Origin of the sequence: Enterobacter sp. 01-M-03-SI-ECC, from assembly GCF_047530215.1 — a bacterium.
Taxonomy (GTDB): domain Bacteria; phylum Pseudomonadota; class Gammaproteobacteria; order Enterobacterales; family Enterobacteriaceae; genus Enterobacter; species Enterobacter chengduensis.
The window spans coordinates 1-19,989 of the sequence record NZ_JBLKDA010000003.1 but is presented as its reverse complement, the minus strand read 5'-3'; the positions used below and the strand labels follow the sequence as shown (position 1 = coordinate 19,989).

17 protein-coding genes are annotated in these 19,989 nt (G+C 58.3%); 10 read left to right on the top strand and 7 right to left on the bottom strand.

All coding sequences use genetic code 11. The features are described 5' to 3' along the window. Positions 1–21: 21 nt before the first annotated feature. Positions 22–906, top strand: a complete 885-nt coding sequence (locus tag ACMWKK_RS03720) for a LysR substrate-binding domain-containing protein (RefSeq protein ID WP_045326373.1) — start codon at positions 22–24, stop codon at positions 904–906. Here the strand turns inward: ACMWKK_RS03720 and ACMWKK_RS03715 are convergent. The 4 genes from ACMWKK_RS03715 to ACMWKK_RS03700 all read right to left on the bottom strand — a co-directional run bounded on the left by ACMWKK_RS03715 (position 897) and on the right by ACMWKK_RS03700 (position 4,301). Next, the gene (locus ACMWKK_RS03715) at positions 897–1,808 is read right to left on the bottom strand and encodes a LysR family transcriptional regulator (protein WP_112780225.1); all 912 of its coding nucleotides are present in this window, start codon (positions 1,806–1,808) and stop codon (positions 897–899) included. The genes ACMWKK_RS03720 and ACMWKK_RS03715 overlap by 10 nt on opposite strands. A 1-nt stretch (position 1,809) precedes the next feature. Next, entirely contained in the window at positions 1,810–2,796 is a 987-nt protein-coding gene (locus ACMWKK_RS03710; protein ID WP_112780226.1) for an MBL fold metallo-hydrolase, read from the bottom strand. Between the two features lie 141 nt (positions 2,797–2,937). Continuing rightward, the gene (locus ACMWKK_RS03705; RefSeq protein ID WP_201746537.1) at positions 2,938–3,687 is read right to left on the bottom strand and encodes a 5'-nucleotidase, lipoprotein e(P4) family; all 750 of its coding nucleotides are present in this window, start codon (positions 3,685–3,687) and stop codon (positions 2,938–2,940) included. Between the two features lie 86 nt (positions 3,688–3,773). Next, a complete protein-coding gene (locus ACMWKK_RS03700) occupies positions 3,774–4,301 on the bottom strand; it encodes a GNAT family N-acetyltransferase (protein ID WP_112780228.1) in 528 nt (175 codons plus the stop codon). A gap of 132 nt (positions 4,302–4,433) precedes the next feature. On the opposite strand from ACMWKK_RS03700, the gene treZ reads away from it, so the two are divergent. From treZ to glgX, 3 genes are read left to right on the top strand one after another with little or no spacing between them, the layout of a single operon-like run. Next, a complete protein-coding gene (gene treZ, locus ACMWKK_RS03695) occupies positions 4,434–6,221 on the top strand; it encodes a malto-oligosyltrehalose trehalohydrolase (RefSeq protein WP_112780229.1) in 1,788 nt (595 codons plus the stop codon). Beyond that, complete coding sequence (gene treY, locus ACMWKK_RS03690) at positions 6,218–8,686, top strand: malto-oligosyltrehalose synthase (RefSeq protein WP_406542745.1); 2,469 nt, start codon at positions 6,218–6,220, stop codon at positions 8,684–8,686. Before treZ ends, treY begins: the two co-directional genes overlap by 4 nt. Before the next feature lie 15 nt (positions 8,687–8,701). Continuing rightward, positions 8,702–10,777, top strand: coding sequence for a glycogen debranching protein GlgX (gene glgX, locus ACMWKK_RS03685; RefSeq protein WP_112780231.1), 2,076 nt, complete (start codon positions 8,702–8,704; stop codon positions 10,775–10,777). Positions 10,778–10,779: 2 nt separating this feature from the next. On the opposite strand, the gene ACMWKK_RS03680 is transcribed toward glgX, so the two are convergent. Beyond that, complete coding sequence (locus ACMWKK_RS03680) at positions 10,780–11,325, bottom strand: winged helix DNA-binding protein (RefSeq protein ID WP_024908533.1); 546 nt, start codon at positions 11,323–11,325, stop codon at positions 10,780–10,782. Positions 11,326–11,524: 199 nt separating this feature from the next. Between ACMWKK_RS03680 and ACMWKK_RS03675 the strand changes: the two genes are divergently transcribed. Genes ACMWKK_RS03675 through ACMWKK_RS03665 form a run of 3 tightly spaced genes read left to right on the top strand, consistent with a single transcriptional unit; the run spans position 11,525 to position 14,235 of the window. Beyond that, positions 11,525–12,247, top strand: coding sequence for a DUF969 domain-containing protein (locus tag ACMWKK_RS03675; RefSeq protein ID WP_112780232.1), 723 nt, complete (start codon positions 11,525–11,527; stop codon positions 12,245–12,247). Next, the gene (locus ACMWKK_RS03670) at positions 12,244–13,230 is read left to right on the top strand and encodes a DUF979 domain-containing protein (RefSeq protein WP_112780233.1); all 987 of its coding nucleotides are present in this window, start codon (positions 12,244–12,246) and stop codon (positions 13,228–13,230) included. The genes ACMWKK_RS03675 and ACMWKK_RS03670 overlap by 4 nt, the downstream gene beginning before the upstream one ends. A 9-nt stretch (positions 13,231–13,239) precedes the next feature. After that, positions 13,240–14,235, top strand: coding sequence for a DUF2891 domain-containing protein (locus ACMWKK_RS03665; protein ID WP_112780234.1), 996 nt, complete (start codon positions 13,240–13,242; stop codon positions 14,233–14,235). 59 nt (positions 14,236–14,294) lie between these two features. Here the strand turns inward: ACMWKK_RS03665 and ACMWKK_RS03660 are convergent, their stop codons facing one another. Then, positions 14,295–15,707 (bottom strand): MFS transporter, encoded by a 1,413-nt coding sequence (locus ACMWKK_RS03660; protein ID WP_112780235.1) that lies wholly within the window; start codon positions 15,705–15,707, stop codon positions 14,295–14,297. Positions 15,708–15,824: 117 nt separating this feature from the next. On the opposite strand from ACMWKK_RS03660, the gene ACMWKK_RS03655 reads away from it, so the two are divergent. After that, positions 15,825–16,730: a LysR family transcriptional regulator gene (locus tag ACMWKK_RS03655; protein WP_112780236.1), complete on the top strand. Its 906-nt coding sequence runs from the start codon at positions 15,825–15,827 to the stop codon at positions 16,728–16,730. Between the two features lie 164 nt (positions 16,731–16,894). Here ACMWKK_RS03655 and ACMWKK_RS03650 read toward each other — a convergent pair whose 3' ends face one another. Beyond that, positions 16,895–17,812: an AraC family transcriptional regulator gene (locus ACMWKK_RS03650; protein WP_112780237.1), complete on the bottom strand. Its 918-nt coding sequence runs from the start codon at positions 17,810–17,812 to the stop codon at positions 16,895–16,897. A 245-nt stretch (positions 17,813–18,057) separates the two neighbouring features. Between ACMWKK_RS03650 and ACMWKK_RS03645 the strand changes: the two genes are divergently transcribed. Together ACMWKK_RS03645 and ACMWKK_RS03640 are read left to right on the top strand one after the other, a co-directional pair. Next, positions 18,058–19,155 (top strand): alpha/beta hydrolase, encoded by a 1,098-nt coding sequence (locus ACMWKK_RS03645; protein WP_112780238.1) that lies wholly within the window; start codon positions 18,058–18,060, stop codon positions 19,153–19,155. 126 nt (positions 19,156–19,281) lie between these two features. Further along, positions 19,282–19,653 carry a DUF2255 family protein gene (locus ACMWKK_RS03640; protein WP_112780239.1) on the top strand — a complete coding sequence of 124 codons (372 nt, stop codon included), beginning with the start codon at positions 19,282–19,284 and terminating at the stop codon, positions 19,651–19,653. Positions 19,654–19,989 lie beyond the last annotated feature (336 nt).

Sequence of the window (19,989 nt, the reverse complement as noted above, 5' to 3'; positions counted from 1 at the left end):
ATATCAAAAAGGAGGCATTGCGTGCAGTTTCGTCAGATGCGCCATTTCATCGTGGTTGCCGAAGAGCTCCACATGCACCGGGCCGCCGAGCGCCTGAACATGGCGCAACCGGCGCTGAGCCAACAGATAAAGGCCCTCGAAGAACGTTTAGGCGTCACGCTCTTTAGCAGGGCGAACCGCCGCCTGACCCTGACGCCCGCGGGTGAAGCGTTTCTGGTGAAAGCCAGGCTCGCCATCTCGTTAACCGAGCAGGCGGTGCTGGACGCCAGGCAAACGGCACGGGGCGAGCAGGGGGTGTTAAACCTGGGGTGCGTGTCGAGCGCCATGTTCGACGGCAGGCTGCCCGCCGCGCTGCGCCATATGCACGCGCGCTGGCCGGCTATTACCATGTCGCTGATGACGGGAAATGTGCAGACGCTCTACGCCGCGGTGCAGAGCAACCAGCTTGACGTGGCCATCATTCGCGCGCCGCTGCCGTCGCTCCCAGACGATCTGCAAAGCCGCCCGTTCACCAGCGAAAAAACGGTGCTGGCGCTGTATCGTCAGCATCCGCTGGCCGGGTCCTCCGCGCTGACGCTGTCGTCGGTAAAAGATGAAAAATGGATCTCCCTGCGCGACCCGGAAGGCATGGGGCTGGAGCAGTACTTCTACGACGCCTGCAGCGGGGCGGGCTTTCAGCCTGAGGTAGTGCAGAATGCGACCGACGTGCCCACGGTGATAAGCCTGGTGTCGGCTGGGTTTGGCCTGGCGCTGCTGCCCGCCTCGGCAAAGGCGGTGAGCGTCGAGAACGTGGTTTACGTGGACATCCTCGACCGGCTTCGGGAAAGCGAGCTGACGCTGATTTGCCACCGGATTATTCGCTCAGAAGTGCTTAAAAAATTTCTGATTACCCTCGATCACACCTGACGCCCGGCGGCCCGCAGCAGCTGCTCGCGCAGCCAGGCATTCGCCGGATCCTGGCTGTTTTTCGGGTGCCAGTACATGTTGATGGCAATTGGCTGGAGCGGCAGCGGCGGCGGAAAAATATCCAGCGTAGAGGCGAACCGCTGCAGCATCCGTTCCGGCAGGGTGCACACCAGGTCAGTGCCGGCCACAAGCGCAGGCGCCATGGCGTAGCTCTGCGTAGACATCGCGACGCGTCTCTGATAGCCGAGTCCGGCCAGGGTTTGATCGACAAATCCGGTAAACGGATCGCCCGCCGATGACACTACCAGATGCGAAAGCGCGCAGTAGCTTTCAAGGTCTAACGGATCGGTCCCGCGCGGATGGCCTTTGCGCTGGGCGGTGGCAAAGGCGTCGTCGAGGAGCTTGCGCCTGACCCAGCCGTCATGGGCGCCCGCGCTCACGCCGATGTAAATATCCACATCGCCGTTTTCAAGCTGCTGCGGCAGTTCAGCCATCTCCGGCAGGGCGAAGCGCAGGCGGATGCCGGGGGCACCGGCTCCCACCTGGTTCAGCAGTTCGGTGCCGAGCATCAGCGCCGGGTTTTCATGCAGCGCGATAACAAAGGTCCGGCTGCTGGTTTGCGCATCAAATGCCGTAGGGGCAAACATTGCGCTGATGCCGCGCAGCACGGTCTCCACCTGCGGCTTGAGCGCTTCCGCTCGCGGCGTGGGTAACACCCCGCGTCCATGCGGGGAGGGAATAAACAGCGGTTCGCCAAACAGCGCGCGCAGACGCGCGAGACGGGCAGACAGCGCGGGCTGACTGATGCCCAGCCGCGCGGCCGCATGGGTGATATTCCTGTCCTGAAGCAGGGCGTCCAGGGTCAGGATCAGGTCAATATCCATGTCAGCAATTGGCGTCATCTTATTTCGCGCTGCTGGCGTCCCGGTTGGCGTAGGTGACGGGGACCCAGGCATAGCCGCCGTGTTCGCCTTTGGTGACATAGCCGATACCCGGGAACGGCAGATGCGGCGCGGCAATCAGGTCTCTGTTTTTCACAAAGTCCGCAAACGCCCGTTCGCGCACGCTTGCCGCTTTGTTCTGATCTTCATCATAGGTGATGGTCACGCCGGGCTGCGGGAACTGCACCGCTGCGGCATGGATGATGTCGCCAACGAAGGTGATCTTCTCGCCTTTGCTTGTCAACGTGTAGAAGGCTGAACCCGGCGTATGGCCAGGATGAACCGTGCCCGTCAGCCCCGGGAGGATCTCAGACGTGCCGCTAAACGGCACCACTTTTCCGGCGTCAAGATAGGGCTTTAAGGTCTTCTGCGCGACGTCAAAGTAGTTCTTGCCGTAGCCGGTTTTCTTCTGATTGTCGTCGTTAAAGAAAAAGTCGACGTCGGGCTTGCCAACGAAAACGCGCGCGTTGCTGAACACCACTTTTCCATCCTTCACCAGGCCACCGGCATGATCGGAGTGGGCGTGGGTCAGCAGGACTTCAGTGATGTCCTCGGGCTTTATGCCCTGCGTGTCGAGGCTTTCAACCAGGCGTCCCCCCGCATCAGGACCAAAGAGCTGGCCCGAGCCGGTATCCACCAGAATTTTGTGTCCGGGGATCGCAATCAGGAACGCGTTGATGGAGACCTCGGCCGGGTTGGTCTGGAAATTCTTCGCGAGCAGCGCATCAATGTTTTGCGGCGTTGTCCGGCGCAGCAGCGCATGCAGATCCTGCGCGACGGTCCCGTCCGTAAACGAGGTGACCACAACGTCGCCGACCTGAACGCGGTAACCGCCCGCCGGTTGTTTCACGACGTGCTGCGGCGTTTCAGCCGACGCCTGAAGCGCGGGGTAAAAAAGCAGGGAGCTGGAAATCAGCGAGGACAGAGCAAGTTTTTTTACGGTAAGCATACGAGTCTCCTTTGAAAGTGCTCATCTTACTGTTCCGTAAAAGTATAAGAACCTGCCCAGAAATGATAGGACCTATAAACACGCTGGATAGCTCAACGCAACAGCCGGGCGGCGGTGAAGCCTGGCCCGGCGCGTAAGGCGTTATTTTTTCAGCGGTGCGTTCCAGCTCTCCGGCGTGGCTTTGGACCAGGCGCCATAGGCGGCGTTAGGCAGCACAATCCAGTCGTTGCCGAAGTGCTCGGCGCTGGCTTCAACCAGCTCGCGCTGCTGCTCGCTCGGCTTTTTGTTTTTAAACTGCACGGCGAAATCCGGCAGGCTGTCGCCAAACAGCATCACGATCTGCTGCTTTTTAAGAATACTCTGGCGACGCTCTTCTTTGCTGACCGTATCCAACAGCACGCTCTCGTCGGACACCTGCGGCAGGCCGAGGGCGTTTAATGTCTTCAGCGTGTCGGCTTTGTTTTCCTGCATGCGATCCGAGACATAGTAGATCCGGACTTTGCTTTGATTCACATGGTCAAGAAACGCCTTCGCGCCCGGGATTAAGCCGGGTTTACCCTGTTTCTCCCAGTCGCTCCAGGTATCCCATTTTGTAAAGTCGTGACACTGCTCTACGTCGCGCACCAGCAGCGGGGTGTTATCCAGCACCGTTTCATCCAGGTCCATCACCACGGCGTAATTTTCAGGCGTTTTCAGCTCCTTTAACTTTTCGTTGAAACGCTCGGTGGCAAACCGATACGTCTGCAGCTGAAGCGCCATGATTTCCGCCGATTTCTGCTGATAGCGCAGCGCCATTTCGTACGCTTTGGGTTCACACAGGCCGCTCTCGGCGGCCGTCGCCGCTGCCGCTGCACTCAAAACCGGTAATGCCAGCAGTAATGCCTTAGCCATTGAATTCACACTTCTTTCCTCAACACCGTGGTTAAAATCCCGAAAGCGTAATGAAATTCAGTGACAGAAATATGAAGGCTGCGTCGCTACACCAGCATGTAATACCAGAACAGGGCCACTTCGTCTTTTTCCGGCAGGGCGTTGTACAGATAACGGTCATATCCGCCCAGGGTGAACCCGTAGTGACGGTAAAAAAGACAGGCCGTGACGTTCACATTCTGAGTTTCCAGCCGCAGCCCCGGCGCGTTTACGCTTCTGGCCCACACGTGCGCGGCTGCCATCAGCTTTTGGGCGGCGCCGGTTCTGCGCTTCGTGCGCTCCACGGCGATATAATCGACTGAGATAAATTTATTCCAGCCGATTGACGCAGTGATAAATCCCGCTATTTCACCGTCATCCGTTTCGGCGACAAGAAATATGGCGTCAGGATTGACGCAATGATTTTCCAGGGTTTGAATGTCAAGCTCGTAGATTTTTATCCAGGGTTCGGCGACGGCTTCGATATGCAAATCACAGTGGATAAAGGGCTCTCGCGCAATGCGGTTAACGGTGAAAGAAAAGTCACAGCATTCAAGACGTGGGAGGTCGGTATTTAATCCTTTTCTAATCTGCATAATTTTCCCTGTAGTGAGTTATTTCATAAAGAATAGACGAAGCGGTTAAATTCGCTGGGCTAACACACTTTTAATCCTGAACTAAGCTTGTAATTCATTCCGCGTAAAATGTGGGTCATTCGAGGACAATGAATGGAATTCAGGACATTTCAAAAGCAGTGGGGTGCTGAGTTTATTTCCGATGACGTTGTACGTTTTCGCGTCTGGGCAGAAGGACAGAAAGAGCTTACGCTACGTCTGGCCAATGCCGACGTGCCGATGACGGCAGCGGGCAACGGCTGGTTTCAGGCTGACGTATCCGGCGTCGCGCACGGTGCAGAGTATCAGTTTGTCCTGCAGGACGGCATGGCGGTACCCGATCCCGCGTCGCGCGCGCAGGCGGGAGACGTTAACGGCCCCTCCGTCGCGATCGATCCCCGCCGTTACCCGCCGCTCAACCGGGACTGGACAGGGCGTCCCTGGGAAGAGACGGTCATTTACGAGCTACACATCGGCACCTTTACCCCGGAGGGCACCTTCCGGGCGGCTGCCGACAAACTCCCTTATCTGGCAGAGCTTGGAATTACCCAGCTTGAAGTCATGCCCGTCTCCCAGTTTGGCGGTTCCCGCGGCTGGGGATATGACGGCGTGCTGCTGTATGCTCCGCACGCGGCCTACGGCACGCCGGAGGATTTCCACGCGTTTATCGACGCCGCGCACGGGCTGGGGCTTTCCGTGGTGCTGGATATCGTGCTCAACCACTTTGGGCCGGAAGGAAACTATCTGCCGCTGCTGTCGCCCGCGTTTTTCGACGCGGAGCGGATGACGCCGTGGGGTAACGGCATTGCCTACGAGCGCGAGCCGGTGAGGCAGTACATCACCGACGCGCCGCTCTACTGGCTGACGGAATACCGCCTCGATGGCCTGCGCTTTGATGCCATCGACCAGATTAAAGACGGCTCGGAGACGCATATTCTTGAGGAGATTGCCACCCGGATCCGCGAGGCTATTCCCCACCGACACGTTCACCTGACCACGGAAGACAGCCGCAACGTGATTTTCCTGCATCCGCGTGATGAACAGGGCAACGCGCCGCTGTTTACCGGCGAGTGGAATGATGACTTTCACAATGCCGCCCACGTGTTCGCCACCGGCGAGACGCACGCCTACTACCAGGATTTTGCCTTCGAGCCGGAGAAAAAGTTCGCCCGGGCGCTGGCGGAAGGGTTTGTCTACCAGGGCGAGGTCTCTTTGCAAACCGGCGAATCCCGCGGGGTGGAGTGCCGCACGCAGCCGCCCCAGTTCTTCGTCGATTTTATCCAAAACCACGATCAGATCGGCAATCGCGCCCAGGGCGAGCGGCTTATCACCCTCGCGGGTGCCTATAAGACGCGGGTGCTGCTGGCCGCGCTGCTTCTTTCCCCCCATATCCCGCTGCTGTTTATGGGCGAGGAGTATGGTGAAACGCACCCGTTCCTGTTCTTCACCGATTTTCACGGCGAACTGGCAAAGGCGGTGCGGGAAGGGCGCGCGAAGGAGTTTACCGGCCACGCCGGACACGATGAAACCGTTCCGGATCCGAATGACCTGAACACCTTTGTTCGCTCAACGCTCGACTGGCACAAGGTTGCCACCGACGAGGGTAAAACGTGGCTGCGCTACACGCGCCACCTGCTGACCCTGCGCCATCGCTATATCGTGCCGCTTCTGCATCCGCGCGGTGCCGTTGAGGGCGAGGTCATCAAAACCGCGCCCGGCATGGTGGCGGTGAGCTGGCGCTTCCCGTCGGGGACGCTTTCGCTGGCGCTCAATATCGGCATTAAGCCCGTCGCGCTGCCCGCTCTTCCAGGGGAGACGCGTTTCGCCTCGCATGAGGTTACTGACGTTTTACCCCCGAACGGTATTGTCGTTCGCTTTGCTGATGGAGAAGCAACGTTATGATCCCTTCCGCCACGTACCGTATTCAGTTTCGAAACGGCATGACCTTTGATCGCGCTGCGGCGCTGGTGCCGTATCTGAAAGATCTCGGTATCAGCCACCTCTACGCATCGCCCGTGTTTACCGCCACAGCGGGTTCCACCCACGGCTATGACGTGACCAACCCGAATGAAATCGACCCCGCTATCGGCGGACGAGCGGGTTTCGACCGCATGGCCACGGCGCTTAAGCAGGCCGGTATGGGGCTGATTCTGGACATCGTCCCGAACCACATGTCCACCTCGCTGGAAAACACCTGGTGGCGGGACGTGATTGAGTACGGACAGCAGAGCCGCTATTTTCGCTATTTCGACATCGACGGGTCGCGCCCGCTGACGCTGCCGTTCCTCGGCGACACCTTTGAGATTGAGCTGGAGAAGGGAGCCATTACGCTAAAACGTGACCCTGTCACGAAAAAGGCCGCGCTGGTTTACTATGATGCCGAGTATCCGCTCAACCCGGACACGTTCCGCGAGGACAAAAGCATTGCCGAGCTGCACGAGGCGCAAAGCTGGCGGCTGATGTCCTGGCGGGAGGCGCCGAAACAGCTCTCGTGGCGGCGTTTCTTTGAGATCACCGGGCTGGTCGGCGTTCGGGTAGAAGATGACGCGGTTTTTGACGATACGCACCGGCTGATCCTTGAGCTGGTCCACGCGGGCGTGGTGGACGGCCTGCGCATCGACCATGTCGACGGCCTGGCGGATCCGCTGGGCTATCTGCAGCGCCTGCGGCAGGCCGCCGGACCCGACTGCTATATCACGGTCGAAAAGATCCTCGCCAAAGGGGAGCAGCTCCCCGCCGGGTGGCCGATTTCGGGCACCACCGGCTACGAGTTTATCGCCTCGCTGGCGGAAGTGCTGGTCGAGGACGCCAGTCTGTCGCGCCTGGAGGCCGTTCATGACGAGACGCTGGGCGGCACGGTCGATCGCCACGCCGAACTGCGCGATGCCAAAGGCCTGATGGTCGATCGCAATTTTGAAGGCGAGTTCACCACGCTGCTGAACCTTGCCGACGATCTGGCCCGCCGCAATGAGGTTGCGCTGCCGCGCGACGATATCCGCCATGCGCTGCGCGAGCTGCTTATCGCCTTTCCGGTATACCGCACCTACGGCACCCGGGAGGGATTAACCCCGCCTGACGTGGCGCTGCTCAACCGCGTGGTCGCCAGCGTGGAGACCTCCGAAGCGGCGCTGAGCCTGATCGTGCGCATCCTCACCGGCGAGCTGCCGGAAGACTGCCGCGAGCCCGCCGCGCTGTTCAGAACCCGCTTCCAGCAGCTGACCGGGCCGCTGATGGCGAAGTCCGTTGAAGACACGCTGTTTTTCCGCCACAACCTGGAGCTGGCGCTCAATGAAGTGGGCGCCGACCCGACGCCGCGCGCGTTTTCCTTATCCCGCTTTCACCAGGAGATGCGCATTCGTCTGGCGCGTCAGCCCGACGCGCTGCTGGGCACCTCCACGCACGATACCAAGCGCGGGGAGGACGCCCGGGCGCGCCTCTACGCCCTGACGGAAGCCCCGGAACGGTGGGGCGAAAATCTTGCCCGCTGGCGGCAGATGAACCAGACCCAGGTGCGTTTTCTCAATGACGGTACCGCGCCGAACGCCGCCGATACGTGGATGATCTACCAGGCGCTGGCGGGCGTCTGGCCCGCGACGCTGTCACCGGACGACGCCGACGGGCTGAAATCACTTGCCGAGCGTTTTATCGGCTTTCTCGAAAAAGCCCTGCGCGAGGCGAAGCAGCGCACCGACTGGATCGACAGCAACGAGAGCTATGAGAGCGTGGTGCTGAGCTACGCGCGGCACCTGCTTTCGCCGGACAACAGCCTGTTCCTGCACGATTTCAGCGAGGCGATGCAGCCCTTCATTCGCGCCGGGCTGATGAACAGCCTGAGCCAGACGGTTATCAAGCTGACGGCGCCCGGCGTGCCGGACATCTATCAGGGCAGCGAGGCGCTTAACTTTAGCCTGGTTGATCCGGATAACCGACGGGAGCCGGACTTCGACGCGCTGGTACAAAACCTCAGCGCGGCGGATGCCGCGGTGTTTGACAACCCGGCATGCTGGCGAGACGGAAGCGTCAAACAGTTCGTCACCGCCACGCTGCTGCGGCTTCGGCCGCACTATGACGCGCTGTTCCGCTACGGCGACTGGCTGCCGCTTAAGGTCACCGGCGAGCGCGAGGAGAAGCTGATTGTCTATGCGCGCGTTAAGGACGACGAGGCGCTGATCGTAGCCGTGCCGCGTCTGGTTTTTGACGTTACCGATAATCAACAGCTGTGGGTCAACACCACGGTCGCGTTACCCGACGAACTGGCCGGGAAGCGCTATCGGGATCTGTTCAGCGGCGAAAGCCGCATGCTGCAAGAAACGCTGGATTTAACGTCAGAAAAGGGATCGGTACTGGTTCTGCTGACCTGCGAATAATCGTGGAGAACGACAATGGCAAAGGATACTACGTTTGAAATTCGGGCCGGTCATGGCCAGCAGCTGGGTGCAAATTATGACGGGAAAGGAGTCAACTTCGCGCTGTTCTCCGCCCACGCCGAGCGGGTGGAGCTCTGTCTGTTTGACCCGTCCGGGAAAACGGAAGTCGCCCGGCTGACGCTTCCGGAATATACCCATGAGGTCTGGCACGGCTACGTACCCGATCTGAAGCCCGGCGCGCTTTACGGCTATCGCGTCCACGGCCCTTACGACCCGGAGAACGGTCACCGCTTCAACCCGCATAAGCTGCTTATCGACCCCTACGCCCGGGAACTGGTGGGCGATATCGACTGGAACGACGCCCATTTCGGCTATGAGCTGGGACACGACGAATTAGATTTGAGCTTTGACACGCGGGACAGCGCGCCGTTCACGCCGAAATGCAGGGTCATCGACCCGAACGCCTTTGACTGGCAGGACAGCATCCGGCCGAACGTGCCCTGGCCGCATACCGTTGTCTATGAGAGCCACGTGAAAGGCTTTACCCAGATGAACCCGGCCATTCCGCCCGAGCTGCGCGGCACGTTTGAAGGCATGGGGCACAAAGCCTCGGTCGACTATATAAAAAGCCTGGGCATTACCTCGGTGGAGCTGCTGCCGGTGCACTGGTTCCCGGATGACCAGCACCTGCTCGACCGCGGCCTGAAGAACTTTTGGGGCTATAACACGCTGGGCTTTTTTGCTCCGGCGTCGCGCTACTACGGCCCGGCGGGGATCCAGGGCTTTCGCGATATGGTGCGCGCGTACCATGATGCGGGCATCGAGGTAATTCTGGACGTGGTGTATAACCACACGGCGGAGGGGAACGAGCTTGGCCCCACGCTCTCGTTTAAGGGGATCGATAACTACAGCTATTACCGCACGCTGCCCGACCAGCACCGGTATTACATCAACGACACCGGGACGGGCAACACGGTGAATACCTCGCACCCGCGCGTGCTGCAGATGGTGATGGACTCCCTGCGCTACTGGGCGGAATCCATGCACATAGACGGTTTTCGTTTTGATCTCGGGACCATTCTGGGCCGCGAGCCGGAAGGGTTTGACCCGCGCGGCGGTTTCTTCGACGCCGTGACTCAGGATCCGGTCCTGTCCCGGCTGAAGCTGATCGGTGAACCCTGGGATATTGGTCCCGGCGGGTATCAGGTCGGCGGTTTCCCGCCGGGCTGGGGAGAATGGAACGACAAATATCGCGATACCGTTCGCGAATACTGGAAGGGCGATAACGTCTCCACGGACTTTGCCGCGCGGCTGCTCGGCTCTGGCGATCTGTACGATCTGCGCGGGCGTCGCCCGTGGGCCAGCGTCAACTTCATCACCGCCCATGACGGCTTTACGCTGAATGACCTGGTGTCGTACAACGAAAAGCATAACGCCGACAACGGCGAGGACAATAACGACGGGCACAACGATAACCGTTCGTACAACTACGGCGAGGAGGGGCCGACGGAAAACCCGGATATTATGGCTACCCGCGAACGGCAAAAGCGCAATTTCCTGACCACGCTGCTGTTCTCCCACGGCACGCCGATGCTGCTGGCGGGGGATGAGTTTGGCCGCTCGCAGAAGGGCAACAACAACGGCTACTGCCAGGACAGTGAGATCTCGTGGATCGACTGGAAGGGGCTGTCCGAAAACGACGCCGCGCTGCGCGACTTTACCCGACGGCTGATTGCGCTTCGCGCGCAGCAGCCGCTGCTGCGCCGTGAAAGCTGGCGCGACGGGCTGGAGATCCGCTGGTTCAATGCCGGCGGCGGCCCGCAGCAGGCGGAGCAGTGGGATGAAGGATCGACGCTCGGGGTCTCCATCAGCAGGCCGGATCTGCGGCAGGAGGAGGGTGTCTGGCACGACGTGCTGATGCTGTTCAACCCGTTTGAAGGCACCGTGCCGTTCCAGATCCCGCAGTTTGGCGAAGGGGGATGGGTGCTGGAGCTGTCTACGGCGGATGACGCTGCCGCAGGAACAGCGATCACCGAAACCGTTGAGTACGAGCTGGCCGGACGCAGCATCTCCCTGTTCAGACGTCCTTAACCCTAGAGTGACGCCGCCGCCCGGGCGGCGGTGTCATACAACGAGGAGATCGTGCGTAACAGCTGCGCGGTCTCCCCAATCGACTTCCCGGCAATGCCGCTCTCCGCGTGGATCGCGATCAGGCACGCCTCCCGCACGTCCCGGTATTTCATGCACAGCGCTTTCCCTTCCTCGGTGGTGGAGAAAAAGAGCTCTTTTCCCGCTTTCTCGCTCGTCACGTAGCCCGCTTTGACCAGCTTTTTCAGGGCATAGGTCACCACGTGGGTATCTTCCACGTTAAGCACGAAGCAGATATCGGCCAGCTTTTTCTTGCGGTCGCGGTGGTTCACGTGATGCAGCAGCGACACGTCAAAGGCGCCCATGTCCGGCTCGCCGGCAGCCGTCATGCAGCGCACCATCCATTTATTAAACGCGTTGCTGGTCATGATCAGCGCGTACTCCAGCTCTGACAGCTCCGCGCAGCGCTCCGACACCAGATGGCGGGAAGAGACGATCCGGCCGTCGTTGATATCGTCGCGATCGGGTGAAGCACTCTTTTCTGAGGTCATAACGTTCCTTAGCCAGAAATGTAAACTCATCGATAAAATAAGAACATTTTATTGATAATTTGTTTACATGTTTTTGAGGTTCAGATATAGCTTTTTAGCGCAGGTTTTGTGAAGCCTGACGAAAAACACAACATCGCTCGCCGCAAATTAAAAAAATAGCCGTCGGCGCGCAACGCTCACTTTCGATAGGGTAAACGTTATGGACGGTACTACGCTGCTGCCGCTGATCGGGATACCGATCGTGGTTATTGGTTTTGCACTGCGCTTCAACCCGCTGCTGGTGGTCGTAGTGGCGGGGCTGGCGACGGGTCTGCTTGTCGGTATGGATTTCGGGATGCTGCTGGAGACCTTTGGCGAAAAGTTCGTTAATAGCCGCTCGCTGGCGACCTTCATCCTGATCCTTCCGGTGATTGGCCTGCTGGAATATTACGGGCTTAAAGAGCGCGCCCAGGCCTGGGTGGCGAAGATCGCCAGCGCCACCTCGGCGCGTATTCTGATGCTCTACTTTGTGGCACGGGAAGGCACTGCCGCGCTGGGGCTGATGTCGCTGGGCGGTCATGCCCAGACGGTGCGCCCGCTGCTTGCGCCGATGGCCGAAGGGGCGGCGCTGAACGAATACGGCGAGCTGCCGCAGCACATTCGCGACAAAATCAAAGCCCACGCCGCCGCGTGCGACAACATCGCGGTCTTCTTTGGGGAAGATATCTTTATTGCCTTTGGCGCGGTCCTGCTGATTGACGCGTTCCTGAAAGAGAACGGTATTCCGGGCATTGAGCCGCTGCATATCGGCCTGTGGGCTATCCCGACCGCCATTGCGGCATTGATTATTCATATGACGCGCCTGCTGCGCCTCGATGCCCGCATCCGTCGCGACGTGATGGCCTGGCGCGCGGAGCAGGATACGCAGGAGGCCGCGCAATGATGACGCTTATCACCATCAACCGCGTGTACTACCTGATTGGCTTTATCGTGATGCTGCTGGTTGTGATGACCCTGCGCGATCGCGCCAACCCTAAACGTTTTACCACGGCGCTGTTCTGGTTCTTGTTTGGCGGGATCTTCCTGTTCGGCGACCTGATGGTGCAGGAACTGGGCAAGTCGCTGGCGTACCGGATCGTTGGCGGATGCGTCATCGCCATCGCGCTGCTGGCAGGGTTTGGCCTCGTCGGGAAAGGGCACTATAAAATGTCGACCGACGAGGAGCGCGTCGCGTCGTCTAATCGGCTCAAGAACTGGCTGTTCCTGCCCGCGCTGATGATCCCCGTGGTGACGGTTATCGGGACATTGTTTCTGAAGGGCGTGTCGATTGGCGGCGTGTATCTTCTCGACCAGAAACAGCTCACCCTCGCGGCGCTGTGCGTGGCCTGCGTCGCGGCGATCCTCACCGGCTGGTGGCTCACCAAAGGCACGCCGCTGCACGCGGTTCGCCAGTCTCGCCGTCTTGTCGATACCATCGGCTGGGCGGTGATCCTGCCGCAGATGCTGGCCATGCTGGGCGGGGTGTTCGTGGCCGCCAACACCGGTGATTCGGTGCAAAAGGTGGTGAGCCTGTTCGTGAACCCGGATAGCCGCTTCATGCTGGTGGTGATTTACTGCGTGGGGATGGCGCTGTTTACCATGATCATGGGTAACGCCTTTGCGGCCTTCCCGGTGCTGAGCGCGGGGATTGCGTTGCCGTTCCTGATCAACGTGCATCACGGCAACCCGGCGCCGCTGCTGGCGATTGGCATGTACGCGGGCTACTGCGGCACGCTGATGACGCCGATGGCCGCGAACTTCAACATCGTTCCCGCCGCGCTGCTGGAGCTGAAGGACAAATATCAGGTGATCAAGATCCAGATCCCGACCGCGTTAACCCTGCTGGTGGTGAACGTGTTCCTCATGTATTTCCTCGTGTTTCGCTAAGGAGCTGTTATGGAATTAACGCAACATCAGGCCGACGCGTTTGCCCGCATGCCTTTGACCTATCTGCGCCAGGAATACCCGAACCACATCATGCACCTGCTGAATGATGATGGCGACGTTCTGCCGCCTCGTGAACTACACCCGATATTCTATGGCTGCTTCGACTGGCACTCGGCGGTGCACGGCTACTGGCTGCTGCTGCGCTGCGTGCGCCTGTACCCGGAACTGCCGAGCCGCGACGCGATCGTCGCGCTTGTCGACGAGCACCTGACGGCAGATAACGTGGCGAAGGAACTGGCCTATTTCACCGCGCCGTTCCGCGCCTCGTTTGAGCGCCCGTACGGCTACGGCTGGCTGCTGGCGCTGGCCCAGGAGCTGAAAGAGTCGTCGCTGCCGCAGGCCGCGGGCTGGTGCCAGACGCTTGAGCCGCTCACCCAGGACATTCGCAACCGGCTGGTGGATTACCTCGGCAAGCTTACCTATCCGATCCGCGTCGGGACGCACTACAACACCGCGTTTGCCCTCGCGCTGGCGATCGATTATGCCCGGGCCGTAGAAGATAATGCGCTTGAGCAGGCGATACTGACGGCGGCGGATCGCTTTTATCTCGCCGACACGCGCTATCCGGCACACTATGAACCCGGCGGAGACGAGTATATTTCCGGCGCGCTGACGGAGGCGCTGCTGATGAGCAAGGTGTCTGAAGACTTTCCGGCCTGGTTTGACGCATTCCTGCCGGAGGTGGGTTCCGTTTCGGCGCTGATGAACCCGGCGGAAGTGAGCGATCGTACCGACCCGAAAATTGCCCATCTGGACGGGTTAAATCTCAGCCGCGCCTGGTGTATGAAGCACATTGCGAAAGCGCTCCCTGCAAATCATCCGGCGCAACCGGCACTGCGCGAGGCGGTGGCAAAACATCTGGCCGCCAGCGTAGAGCATGTGGTCGGTAGCCACTACAGCGGCGGGCACTGGCTGGCGAGCTTTGCGCTGCTGGCGCTGGAGTAAACAAACGCGCCGTCTTTCTTGCCGGGTGGCGTTGCGCTTACCCGGCCTACATTCTGAAATTACCTTGTAGGCCCGTGCAAGCGCAGCGCCGCCGGGCGCAGCCTGCTCAGGCTAAACAATACCGATCCCGTTGAGGCCATCACCGCAATCCACAGCGCCAGATGCACGGCCCGGTCATGGTCTGATCCGGTCGTCGCAAGCAGAGCCCCCACCGTAGCGGCGCCGAGACACTGGCCAAATGTCCTCACAATCGACAGCACGCCAGAGGCATAGCTGGCATGTTCCCGCGCGACGTTAGCGAGCATTTCCCGATTATTGGGGCTCTGGAAACAGCCAAACCCTATCCCACATACCAGGCTGCGCAGGCAGATATTCCACACGGAAGGATTCTCCGGCAACGTGGCCAGCAGGACCAACCCACCGACAAAAACAATCAGCCCGAGGGTCGAGATCAGCGGCGCGGAAATCGTATCCGCCCAGCGCCCCGCGTGCGGGGCGATCAGCACGATGCCAATCGGCCACGGGGTGAACAGCAGCGCAGACACAACCGGGCTGTAGCCGTACACGCTCTGAAACAGGAATGGCAGCGCGACAAAGGCGATCCCCTGGCTAACAAACGAGGCCAGCGAGGTCAGCGCGGCGAGAGTGAAGCGGCCGTTTTTAAACATGACGGGTGGCAGTATGGGATGTTGCGCGCGCCGAATGCGCCAGGTAAACGCGAAGGCGCTGACCAGCGCGAGAACACCCCAGCAGACGGCCTGCCGGTTAATGTGTTGCGTCACGTGCTGAAGGCTGTCGGCCATCATGATTGCGGAACCTAACAGGACGGCGGAGAGCACGGCGCCCGGCGCGTCAAAGGGAGTGCGGTCAACGGCCGATTCCCGCGGCAAGGCCCGCCACGCCAGCAGCAGGGCGATGCTGCCCGGAATAAGGTTAATGGCGAACAGCCACTGCCAGCTCAGGGCGTCCAGTATTGTTCCGCCCAGCACCGGGGCAATCGCCGTGCTGGAGGCGATAAGCAGGGCGTGCAGCCCCAGAATGCGGCCCAGCAGCCGACCCGGAAAAACGGATCGCAGGATCGCCGGGGCGATGCTCAGGGTCGCCGCGCCGCCGATGCCCTGCAGAATGCGCATCCCGATTAACATTTCCGGCGTTGTTGCCAGCGCGCAGCCGAGCGAGGTAAGCGTAAAGGTGGCAAGCCCGGCCAGAAACACCGGGCGATAGCCCACGCGCGCCGCCAGCGCAGCAAAGATGGCGAGCGTCATTGCCGCTGACAGCAGGTAACCGTTGGCGAACCAGACCGCAATGTTTGCGGGAACCTGCATCGCCCTTGCCATAGAGGGGAGCGCGATGTTGATCATGGTACCGTCAAAAACGCCCATCAGCGTGGTGGTCATAACGGCGGCCATCACCCTGGCGCGTTCATGCCCGGGTAAACCCTCATCGCCGGGCTGGTTTGAAAAGAGCGTCATCGTCGTTACTCCGTATAAGAATCGTGATGACGAAACTATAATCATGCGCTATACAGGGCGGAAGACGCAGCATTTGCACTTAATCATTGCACGTAACGCCATATCTGAGGAGCCACCGTGTCCGATCCTGATTTTAACCTTCTGGTTGCGCTCGACGTTTTGCTGGCAGAAGCCAGCGTGGCGGGCGCGGCGCGACGTTTGAGCCTGAGCACCTCCGCCATGAGCCGCACCCTGAGTCGGCTGCGGGAGGTGACCGGCGATCCGATCCTGGTACGGGCCGGTCGTCATATGGTGCTGACGCCCTGGGCCGAAGCGACCCGGGACCGCGCCAGAAGCGCCGTGCACGAGGCGAGGGCGGTGCTGCAGCCCTCCACCGACGCGCTGAAGGTGGAAAGCCTCGAACGGCTGTTTACCATCCGTGCCAACGACGGTTTTGTGGTGGCCTTTGGGCCGCTGCTCATTGCCGCGGTGGCGAGCGCTGCGCCCGGGGTATGCATCCGCTTCGCACCAAAACCGGAAAAAACGTCGCGCTATTTGCGGGAGGGGCTTGTCGACCTGGAGATTGGCGTGCAGAGCAACATGGGGCCTGAAATACGGCTGCAGCGGCTTTTCCAGGATCGGTTTGTTGGCGCGGTGCGCAAGGGGCATCCGCTGTCATTACAGCCGGATGTCACACTTGACGATTATGTCGCGTGGGGGCATGTGGTGGCCTCGCCGGACGGCGCCTTACACGGTTTTGCCGACGAGGCGCTGGCGGAACGGGGAATGACGCGCAAGATCGCCAGCGTAGTGCCCGGCTTTCCGACGGCGCTATCCGTGGCGCTGGCCTCCGACCTGATTGCCATGGTGCCCGCGCTGTACCTGCTCAATCAGCCGATGAACGAGCGCGTGCACGCCTTTGAGCTGCCGTTTAAAACCCGAGCCATCACGGTGTCACAGATGTGGCATCCGCGCATGGAGAAGGACCCGGCGCACCGATGGCTCAGAGAGACGGTTCTGGAGGTGTGCCGCTCCGTGCGCTGAGCGCTCAGGCAACCTTTCCCGGGATGATGAGAATGAAGCGAGTGGATACCGCATCCGATTCCACGCGGACTTTTCCATGTAACCGCACGGCGCGCATGCTGCCATGTGAATCTTAACCAATGTTCATCGAGTCTGAGGTGGGTTAAGGCAGGTAGGAGAAGAATTTATTTAGTCTTACCGGCAGATTTTCTCAGCACAGTAATGTCCCTCTTGGGTGATTCCCCGAACATCCGCGTATATTCCCGGCTGAAATGGGACAGGCTTTCGTAACCGACTGCATAGGCTGCTGTGGTGACATCGTAATGTTCATTCAGCATCAGTCGCCTGGCTTCATTGAGGCGCAGCCATTTCTGATACCGTAGCGGGCTCATTCCCGCAAGCTGCCTGAAGTGTTGATGGAAAGAGGGCGTGCTCATTTGCACCCGACCTGCCAGTTCTTCCACGCGTAAAGGTGATGCAATATTGGTCTTTAACCAGTCAATAGCTTTACCGATACGGTAGCCATGGCCGTCTACTGCTGCAATCTGTCTGAGATGATCGGACTGATCGCTCATCAAAAGCCGGTAATGTATCTCTCTTTGAATCAGCGGCCCGAGAACAGGAATGGCTTCAGGCTCGTCAAGCAAAGAAAGCAGACGGCAGAAAGGCTCCAGCAAAACATCAGTAATAGTTCCTATACCGACCCCCGTTCCCGCGTCTCGTTTTTTGACCGAAGGCAGGCTTCCCTGTGCAATTAATTCCATCAGCACGCGCTGGTCAAGTTTATAAGCTACGCCCACGCAGGGACGGGATGTCGAAGCCTGTAATACTTCCGAGCTGGCTGGCAGGTCAAGAGAGGTGATCAGGAATTTTTCCGCATTGTATTCGTAAGGTTCACCACCAACCCACATGATCTTAGCGCCATCGGCCACCAGAACGATACTGGGAGGGACCAGACAGCTTACCGGAGGAGCGGGTTCGTTTCGGCGGAACAATTCGAGCCCTTCTACGGCGGTAGGGTAATCACCGGTGCCGGGTGTGCGCTGAGCAATGTTGACCGAAAGCTCACCCAGTAGTTTTTCAACAGACTTGTCAGAAATCATTCAGCAATGCCTCACATCTATTGCGTCTTTTGACGCTAACAACTTAGCAGCCATGAAAATTAAAATATACGCTTTAAGATCAGGTTCAGAGGATCAGGCAAATAATGGAGAGTATTTTAATAACACCTTCCGTAAAAGACACTCAAAATAACAACTATGAAGTTTGGTATCGCCAGTGATTATGTGCTGGAAGTTGTAACTGAAATACTCATGCATGCTGTCTGAAACATATACCTCAACATCCAATGAAAGGTTTTAATATCATGACGCTAAAATCTTCAACGCGCTTTTTTAATGGCGCACTCCTTGCCGGAGCAATGGCCCTGATTTCAACGGAGTCTGCGGTCGCCCAGCCAGCACCCGGCGCAGCAGATTCTTCAGTACGTCTTATTCAGACGTGGGATAAAACTTTCCCAAGGAGCGAAAAAGTGGATCATCAAAAAGTGACTTTTAAGAACCGTTACGGCATTACGCTGGCCGCTGATGTATATCTTCCTAAAGATCGCGGGAACAAGAAGCTTGCTGCGCTTGTGATTTCCGGGCCATTTGGCGCGGTAAAAGAGCAGGCTTCAGGTCTTTATGCTCAGACCCTGGCAGAGCGCGGATTCGTGACGCTGGCATTTGATCCGTCTTATACCGGTGAAAGCAGTGGTGAACCCCGCAATATTGCTTCACCTGATATCAATACCGAAGACTTTATGGCCGCAGTCGATTTCATTGGACTGCAACCCTATGTTGATCGTGAACGTATCGGTGTCATCGGCATCTGCGGCATGGGTGGGATTGCCCTGAACGCTGTTGCCGTGGATAAACGCGTAAAAGCGGTCGTTGCCAGCACCATGTATGATATGAGCCGCGTGATGTCGAAAGGATACAATGACAGCGTAACGCCGGAGCAACGCGAGCAGGCGCTGGAGAAGATGAGCCTCCAGCGCTGGGAAGATGCGGCAAACGGCAAACCTGCATATCAGCCAGCCTATAATAAACTGAAGGGCGGTGAAGCACAGTTCCTCGTGGACTATGCGGACTATTACATGACCAAACGCGGCTATCATCCACGAGCCGTCAACTCTGGTAACTCATGGTCCGTGACAACGCCGATGTCCTTCATGAATTTCCCGCTCATGACCTATATTAAGGAAATTTCTCCGCGCCCGATCCTGTTCATCCATGGGGAAAAAGCGCATTCGCTTTACTTCTCCAAAACGGCTTATGAAGCGGCAAGTCAACCAAAAGAGCTTCTGATTGTTAAAGATGCCACACATGTCGATTTATATGATCGTATGGATAAGATCCCGTTCGATAACATCACTGCATTTTTTAACAAAAATCTTAATAAGTAAGCCATAGCACCATCCGGTGTTTTCAGATGCAGTGTCTGTGCGACAAACGACAGACACTGTTCTCTTCATTTGTCGAGTTAATGCTGCAAGAGAAAACAGTAGCCGTATATGAAAGAGGAGAGGTTAATGTTCTGGAACGCTGAAGTACTAACAAGAATAGATGCGGCTGATGACCTTAAAATCGCACCGTATCATCCCGATATGAATACGACCGGTACGCCGACATGGATTTGGGAAGTGAAGGTGGATAACCGACTTTTCGTCCGAGCCTATAGTGGAACCCGTTCAAAATGGTATCAGGCTGCATTGTCCCAGCAGGCGGGTAAAATACTGGCTATTGGACAAGAGTTCGACGTCCTGTTCGCAAAACCATCAGACCCTGAGCTTGAAAGTAAAATAGATCAGGCTTACCAGAAAAAGTACTCCGGCAGTAGCTATGTTTCTGCAATGACAGGGACACGCGCCAGAGCGGCCACGATTGAGATTTTACCTTCGTGATTTTCTGTCAAAGTGATACTGCGTGTTCTAAACGCTCCAGGGTTTCGATATGCGCAAGATAAACGGTGTGGATATGAAAAAATAGCTCGTAAACATACCGGCCGGCAAGAAGATAGAGGGATAGGTAAGAGTATGATAAATCGTATTGAATGGCCGGTTATGAACTAAATGATCGATGGATTGAATTTAACATAATATACATTATGCGCACCAGCGTTGTTAGAACCATTTAGTAATGTCACTTTTTATCCAGATAGAAACGTCACCTTAGAGTAAGCTAAACTGAATGCAATTCTAAGGGGCTCAACGCATGTTGGTGACCATGTCAGATAAAGA

What these genes read in the sequence shown, in the direction of transcription:
- ACMWKK_RS03715 (WP_112780225.1), bottom strand. Translation starts at nt 1,808, where the DNA reads ATGACGCCAATTGCTGACATGGATATTGACCTGATCCTGACCCTGGAC.
- ACMWKK_RS03710 (WP_112780226.1), bottom strand. Translation starts at nt 2,796, where the DNA reads ATGCTTACCGTAAAAAAACTTGCTCTGTCCTCGCTGATTTCCAGCTCC.
- ACMWKK_RS03705 (WP_201746537.1), bottom strand. Translation starts at nt 3,687, where the DNA reads ATGGCTAAGGCATTACTGCTGGCATTACCGGTTTTGAGTGCAGCGGCA.
- ACMWKK_RS03700 (WP_112780228.1), bottom strand. Translation starts at nt 4,301, where the DNA reads ATGCAGATTAGAAAAGGATTAAATACCGACCTCCCACGTCTTGAATGC.
- treZ (WP_112780229.1), top strand. Translation starts at nt 4,434, where the DNA reads ATGGAATTCAGGACATTTCAAAAGCAGTGGGGTGCTGAGTTTATTTCC.
- treY (WP_406542745.1), top strand. Translation starts at nt 6,218, where the DNA reads ATGATCCCTTCCGCCACGTACCGTATTCAGTTTCGAAACGGCATGACC.
- glgX (WP_112780231.1), top strand. Translation starts at nt 8,702, where the DNA reads ATGGCAAAGGATACTACGTTTGAAATTCGGGCCGGTCATGGCCAGCAG.
- ACMWKK_RS03680 (WP_024908533.1), bottom strand. Translation starts at nt 11,325, where the DNA reads ATGACCTCAGAAAAGAGTGCTTCACCCGATCGCGACGATATCAACGAC.
- ACMWKK_RS03675 (WP_112780232.1), top strand. Translation starts at nt 11,525, where the DNA reads ATGGACGGTACTACGCTGCTGCCGCTGATCGGGATACCGATCGTGGTT.
- ACMWKK_RS03670 (WP_112780233.1), top strand. Translation starts at nt 12,244, where the DNA reads ATGATGACGCTTATCACCATCAACCGCGTGTACTACCTGATTGGCTTT.
- ACMWKK_RS03665 (WP_112780234.1), top strand. Translation starts at nt 13,240, where the DNA reads ATGGAATTAACGCAACATCAGGCCGACGCGTTTGCCCGCATGCCTTTG.
- ACMWKK_RS03660 (WP_112780235.1), bottom strand. Translation starts at nt 15,707, where the DNA reads ATGACGCTCTTTTCAAACCAGCCCGGCGATGAGGGTTTACCCGGGCAT.
- ACMWKK_RS03650 (WP_112780237.1), bottom strand. Translation starts at nt 17,812, where the DNA reads ATGATTTCTGACAAGTCTGTTGAAAAACTACTGGGTGAGCTTTCGGTC.
- ACMWKK_RS03645 (WP_112780238.1), top strand. Translation starts at nt 18,058, where the DNA reads ATGAAAGGTTTTAATATCATGACGCTAAAATCTTCAACGCGCTTTTTT.
- ACMWKK_RS03640 (WP_112780239.1), top strand. Translation starts at nt 19,282, where the DNA reads ATGTTCTGGAACGCTGAAGTACTAACAAGAATAGATGCGGCTGATGAC.